The following is a 6,419-nucleotide window of genomic DNA, read 5'->3' on the forward strand; positions in this document are numbered from 1 at the left end:
GGCATCAATCCGTCACTTCCATGAATCGGCCTGACTGAGCCAGGTCGGCCTCCAGTGAAAGGATCGGGTCCACGTCTTCGAAGGACGCTCCTCGGGACACCTTGATACCCTGTTTCGCCGGTGCCAGGGCAAAAAAGGCCCGAGGCACCTTTTGGTAATCCGCCTGGCGAAGAAGAATCTCGATCTCCCGGAGCACGAACAGGCTGTGGGTGGCCAGGACCACCTGGACTCCCATACCCGCGAGAGCGACAAGCACCTCGATCAACGGACGCGTCAGCTCCGGATTGAGGTTCGCCTCCGGCTCGTCCCAAAAAAGGGTACTGCCCGTTTCGATGACGCGGTTTCTCACTAAGTACAGGAGCATTCCGAGTTTACGGAAGCCCTCGGCCAGCAACTGTGGTTCCAGCTGCTCGCCGCCGGGTTGACGCAACAACAGCTTGCCCTTTTCCAGTACCAACTCCCCTCCGATGTACCCTGACAATCCCTCCAACAACTGCGGCAATAGTTTCGAAGGTTGTTGACTTTCAGGAACAGTCATAGCGACCGCGAGGTCTCGGTACGTTTCATCCAAGTTGATCTTGTAGGTCTCGAACAGGGAGATCAGCCCCTCGAAGAAGGAGACGATCTCCTTGCTCGGCACGAATAACGGAGCGGGCAATATCGTGTTTGCAGCAGCCCGATTGACAAGTCGCGCGGTCCGAATCTTGGCTTCGTTCTTATCGATGCCGATCTCCCATTGGAGTTTTTCGGGGACTCCAGCAGGCGGCTGTTCATGGGGCATGTAGATCTTGGTTGTCGGTATCTCGCCCGTTACGTCAGCTTCAAGAGTTGTGGGTGTCTTTGCTCCCTTGCGTGCGAGATGCACGAGCCGTTCCGGTCGGAATAGGCCCATGAGCCTCGCTTCGAAATACGCCTCAGCGCGTTTTCCCTCCGGCGATACTCGCTGCTTCGAGAGGTCCGACCAGGCGCGTGTAAAGAGATAGCCCAGCTTCAAGACGTGGGTCTTGCCGGTGCCGTTGGCCCCGACAATCACGTTGAGGCCGGGGGAAAAATCGAAGGTCGCTTTCCCGAAGGCCGTAAAGTTGGTGATCTTGAGTTGCTTGAGCATGTCTGTCTCAGAGCCCCAGCTCGCCTTGCGAGCCCAACTGTCCGGACTCGTGCGACGCCTCGACGATGCCGTGCCAGGCGCCGATCAGCTCGTTGTAGGCGCGGGCGTCGTCGGCCCACTTCTTACGCTCGCACAGGGTATAGAGGTGGTAAGCGAGTTGGCGGATCGGTTCGCCGCGCTCGGCCATGCCGGCGAGCAGCCGCCCGGCCTCGGTCTCGCCCTGCTGGTTGAGGGCGCGGATGAGCTGGTGGCACGCCTCCCAGACCGGGGTGCGGTTGTCTTCGGTGGGGTCCCAGTCGGTGGGGTATTCGTCCCACCGAAGCAGCCGCACCTTGCCGGCGCCGGATTCCACAACGCCGCTCTGGGCGACGCCGTCCACCGAGGTGCCCTTGGCGCGGGCCAGCACGTCGGCCTCGCCGAACTTGGCCGCGGCCCAGCCGTACTGGTCGAACCAGGCCGAGCAGAATTGGGTGTCGGCATCGAAGCCGCTGCCGGAGGGGTTCAGGAAGTCGTCGACCTCCTTGTTGATCATGACCAGCGCGCCGTGAACGGGCATAGGAGTGCCGTCCGCCTCCAGCACCGCGGCATACCGGGAGAAGATCGCCATACCGGGGCCGATGGCGGACTGGGCCAGGTCCACCGGCGCGATGGGCGTCACGCCCAGCTTGCTGCCGATCATGGTCTGCAGCGCCTCGGGCATCTCGTCGCGCAGCTCGCGCTGGAAGTCGCGGCGGGAGATTGTCGGGGCCTTGGGATCGCGCTTGCGGCAGACGAGGATGATGCTGGAGGCGAGCGCGTTGGTTCCTATGCCGGTGGACCGCGCTCCTCGCTCGGTGCGCATTGGCCAAGTGCCTGTGACGGCGAAACCTGCGCGCATAACGGCCTCAAGAAACGTCTCCCAGCCCGTGCTGAATACTCCAGCTTCTCCCTTGCTCTCGGACTGCTTGAAGGCGTAGTAGATGGTGACCGGAAAAGTCGCATGAGCCTGCTCGGCTAGACGCCTCATCGCCTCGGTCATGCCTTCAAGGAAGAACGCCTCTGCCTTTTCTTTCGTGCCGTGACGGTAGGGGGTAGCGACCAGCTCTTCCGCCTTCGGCACTGCAAGAGTCGCAAACAGGTCGGGAAATACGCCCCGAAGCGATCTGCGGAGCCAAACATAAAAGAAATCCGATAGGTCCGCATATCCAATGTTGTCGTAATAGGGCGGGTCGGTGGAGACTATCCGCCCGAAGGCTTCGCTTTGCGCGGAAGCATTGAGCTGCATTGCTGATCCAGAAATTCCGCCAGCCAGAAGGTCGTAGCATTTCGCGACGAAACTCAGGTTTTGAATAAAATTGCCACCCGATTTGCTGAAAGGATTGACCTCACCGAAGTCCCAAGTCATTGGAATCGCTTGCTTCGTGAAAGCGTGCGCCACCAGCTCATTTTTTGGTTGTGGACTCCAGGTCGCAATGGAGCACCAAAAGTCGGCCGAGCGACCAAGTCCGAGGCTAAGCGCAACCCCCACCGCCTCGGCGTAAGCTGCCGACCCGGTGCCGCCGCTGCGAAGTGGCGCGCCGTCGTCGGGCATGCCGCTGGCTACGGCATCCCGCCGAACCCGCTCCCGCGCCTCGCCCACCAAGTCCGAGAAGGTGTTCAGTGCGACCAGTTGGCGGGGGGTGAAGAGGTCGCCGTAGGTCGTCAGGCCATATAGCGGCGGCGAGAACCAGCGCGGGTTCTCGGGCATCGGGGTGTCTGACTTCCAGTTCGGCTCCGCCTTAGTCGCCACGACCTCGATGTCCGCGGTCGGTGTTAGGTAGACGCGCCTCCGTTGACCCTCTGCTACAACCGCCATGAGACGGGCACCCATAAGGCCAGCCCGCGCCTCGGAATAAATGTACCTCGGATCAATCGGGCTGCCGGATACGACGCAGCGGAAATTCGCACCCCGCGACAACTTCGTGCCGCTCTTCGCCTCTGCCGGCGGTGTCCCGACCCGTATCTCGAAGCGGTACTGATTGCCTTCGATAATCGGCTCGACCCATGTCTCCTTACCCTTCTTGGACGAGAGGATGAAGGTCGAAGCCAGTGGCACATCCACATGCGCAAAGGCCGGGTTCGGGCTCTTCACCGTCCGCGCCCAGATCCACGCAATGACGGTGAGCTGCTTGCCGACGTAGGGCTTCAGGTCCGGTCGTGGATTGCTCGGGTCTTCGGCCATCTCGGAGGTGACCTCCACCGGCGGGTACAGGTGCCCGATGCGCTTGAACGCCTCCTCGCGCATCCAATGCCCGTAGCGGCGCACGTCCTCGGCCAGCCCCTCGGCCCCTTTCCATTCCCGCTTCAGTAGAGTGCCTTGAATATTTCCAGATTTGCCGGCCCCAGAGCTGGCCAAATGCACCGGCGCCCGCCCGGCAAATCTGGGCGGGATCTCGATCATGGCCTTGTTGATCAGCACCGCCACCGGGTTCAGGTCCGAGGCGTAGGCTTCCAGCCCCAGGCGCTGCGCCTCCAGCGGGATCGCACCGCCGCCGGCGAAGGGGTCGTGGAAGGCCGGCAGCTTGTCCGGGTCGAAGCCGGGCTTTCCCTCGTTGAGCAGACAGGTCTCGCGCCAGGAGCGGCGAATCGCCTCGCGGGCGCGCTCCAGGATCTCCTCGTTGTTGGTGTTCTCCCACTTCACCAGGTCGCGAATGATGTCGAACAGCTCCTCGCGCTCGGCGTCGGCCTGGGCCTTGGTCTTGCCCTTGTAGTAGCCACGCTCGCCGCCCGGATCGTTGACCATCTGCGCGAACAGCACCGCCCGCGCCGCGGCGAGTGGCCGGCGCGCCCACCACATGTGCAGCGTGGACGGGTGGCCGTGGCGGATCGACTTCTCCCGCGCCGCGGCTGCGTTGATGTCGTCCAGCGGCAGGGCGACCTCGATGAGCTTCTTGGGGGCTTTGATATTCACGACGCGTCCGATTCAGACAAAAGGGATACCCGCCTTGGCTACGACGCGCGATGCGAGCCGCTCGAAGTCTCGGTAGCAGCTGCGCACGGCCTCGCCATGGGCGCCGATGGCACCGTCCGCGGACTTGAGAAAGAACATCGGCTTCCGAGCGGTCATCGCCATCTGCATGAGGCTTCGGTAGTGCTTCAGGAGCGCCAGGCAGTGCGGGTCGCCGTCTACCGGAATCGATCGCTTTGGCGGCTCTTCCAGCACGGCCTCCCGGTACACCGTCGGGATCCGGTCCATCCAGCGCTTATAGGCAAGGACGGGCCGGCTGCCGAAGAGCCCATGCTGCATGATGATGTAACCGATGGGTTGCATAGACCCTTTGGGTACGGAGAGGCCTGCCGGCGCCTTCGCCAGCAAATCGCTCCAGACAAGACCCCAGTCACGCAGCGTTGGACCCAAGTTCTTCAAGCCTTGCAGCGAGAACAGGTCGGCTCCAAGGGGAATGCAGACTTGGTCCGCTGCGATCAGCGCCGCACGGTTGATGGCCCCGAGGTTCGGTCCGACATCGATCAACACCAATTCGAACCGATCGCCGGCGCCTGCCTGGATCAGGCGGTGAAACGCCGTCATGGTGCGGAACGCGGACTCGTCTCGATTGTGGCACCGCGGCCAAGCATCGGAGAGCTTGTCCTCGAAGCGGGACAGGCCGAGGTCGCCTGGGATTAAGCCAAGATTGGTCGTGATTGCCTCGACATGCGGGTTGGCGATGTCGCCGATCCCGCGCAGTATCGGGCGAATGCTGCCGAATACCGTCTCCGGATGGTCATCGTCTGACCAAAGGGATTCCAGCCGTTGCTCGTCCAGGAACATGGCGGTGAGGTTGGCCTGCGGGTCCAGATCCACCGCCAACGTGGGAATGCCGTGGTCCGCGCACATCCAGGCCAAGTGGTAGACCAGCGAGGTCTTGCCGACGCCGCCCTTGTTGTTGAAGAAGGCGATGGTCTTCATTCCGGTCTCAGGTAGACCCGAACCAGCACGGAGTTGGCGTCGAAGTCGAACCGTGCGGGCGGGTTTCCGTTGTCTGCCAGCAGTCGTTGAGCGCGCTGTACGCCGTAGCCGAACCGGTTGACGAAGCCCAGGGATTTCATCGCCTCTGCGATGACCGGGTTGCGGTAGCTGTTGCGGGTCGGGAAGTTCTCGGGCGTTGCCTCGCCGTACAGCCCGCCGGGACTCATGATCTCGATGTGGTCGGAGAAGGCGTAACAGCGAATGGGGCTGTTGCTGTCGTAGTTGCGATGCATGACAGCGTTCATGAGCAGCTCGCGGAGTGCCCATTCCGGGTAGTCCGGCACAAGGCTTTCCTGCATCCCGGAGACCGGTCGCAGCTTGGTTTGGATCAACAGCTTGAGCCGGGACTCCATTTCTCGAACGACGCTTGTCAGGTCACCAGAGATTTCGGCTTGGTCGTCGGGCAGGTCCGTAAGGTCTGTCGCCGGCAGGCGGAGATACTGGATGTAGGCGCCGGGCAGAAAGAAGCGCGGATTCTTGCCGAACAGTAGGATGCCGGCGTGAGTCAGGCAGCGCTTATCGAGGTCGTAAAGCCGCAGCGATGCAAGCTGCTCATCCACTGAGCGATGATTGGCGTCGATGGTGTCCGGAGCGATGGCCTCCCGGCGATACGCGTCGAATTGCCCAAGCGCCATGTCGTCCAGCGTAGATTCGCGGCAGGGCAGCGCGTCGAAGCTGCGGGCGAGGGAGACGCGCCGCTCGCTGAGAATACGCTCCTCCTGCTCGTTGGCGACGCCGCGACGCGGGCCAGTCCGGATGTAGACGCGGCCCTTGTAGCGCACTGGCGGTAGATCCGACGGCTGAACCTCGACCACGGCAAGCTCGCCGCCATCCAAGACAACCTTCTGCACCGTCATTGCCGGCAAAGGCTGCACATTGCCGTCAGAGCGGATTGCTGCGAGGTTCTTGAGCAGCTCATCCGTGACCGTCAGCCCGCTTAGTGATCCACCATCGGTGGCGCCGACGATGAGGTAGCCGGCGTGGCCGTGCTTGGGTAGATCGTTGGCGAAGGCGCAGATGGCCTCGGCAAACTTGTCGGTCTTGGTTGTGGATGTGGTGCGCTCGACGTAATCCGCCTCGAGGTCGGTCAGTAGGCCGAGCAATTGCTGTTGAGTCAGCATGATCCGGAGACTCCTCGCCGGAAAGGTTTGTGGTCCTTGTCGGCAACCAGTCTCCCACAATTCAGCTGGGACGCCACTGCGTAGAGCCGAGGGACTCGATACGACGGTATTGCAGAGCAAGGCCCTGCTGCAGGTTCGCAACATGAGCGTGCGCCAAGAGCGAGACTCGCCATGAACATCGCGCCTAGGAGCCTGTCCGACTTGT

Annotated in this window: 4 protein-coding genes; all 4 read right to left on the reverse strand. The window is 62.3% G+C overall.

The window, feature by feature from the left end; translation table 11 throughout:
• Positions 1 to 4: 4 nt before the first annotated feature.
• Genes B4N44_RS01920 through B4N44_RS01935 form a run of 4 tightly spaced genes read right to left on the reverse strand, consistent with a single transcriptional unit; the run spans position 5 to position 6,334 of the window.
• Complete coding sequence (locus B4N44_RS01920; RefSeq protein ID WP_296696333.1) at positions 5 to 1,108, reverse strand: AAA family ATPase; 1,104 nt, start codon at positions 1,106 to 1,108, stop codon at positions 5 to 7.
• Between the two features lie 7 nt (positions 1,109 to 1,115).
• Complete coding sequence (locus B4N44_RS01925) at positions 1,116 to 4,037, reverse strand: DUF1156 domain-containing protein (protein ID WP_296696336.1); 2,922 nt, start codon at positions 4,035 to 4,037, stop codon at positions 1,116 to 1,118.
• A gap of 12 nt (positions 4,038 to 4,049) precedes the next feature.
• Positions 4,050 to 5,033 carry a ParA family protein gene (locus tag B4N44_RS01930; protein WP_296696339.1) on the reverse strand — a complete coding sequence of 328 codons (984 nt, stop codon included), beginning with the start codon at positions 5,031 to 5,033 and terminating at the stop codon, positions 4,050 to 4,052.
• Positions 5,030 to 6,334 (reverse strand): ATP-binding protein, encoded by a 1,305-nt coding sequence (locus B4N44_RS01935; protein ID WP_296696344.1) that lies wholly within the window; start codon positions 6,332 to 6,334, stop codon positions 5,030 to 5,032. The genes B4N44_RS01930 and B4N44_RS01935 overlap by 4 nt, the downstream gene beginning before the upstream one ends.
• Positions 6,335 to 6,419: the final 85 nt, after the last annotated feature.

The organism is Thiocapsa sp. UBA6158, assembly GCF_002423035.1.
Classification (GTDB): Bacteria; Pseudomonadota; Gammaproteobacteria; order Chromatiales; family Chromatiaceae; genus Thiocapsa.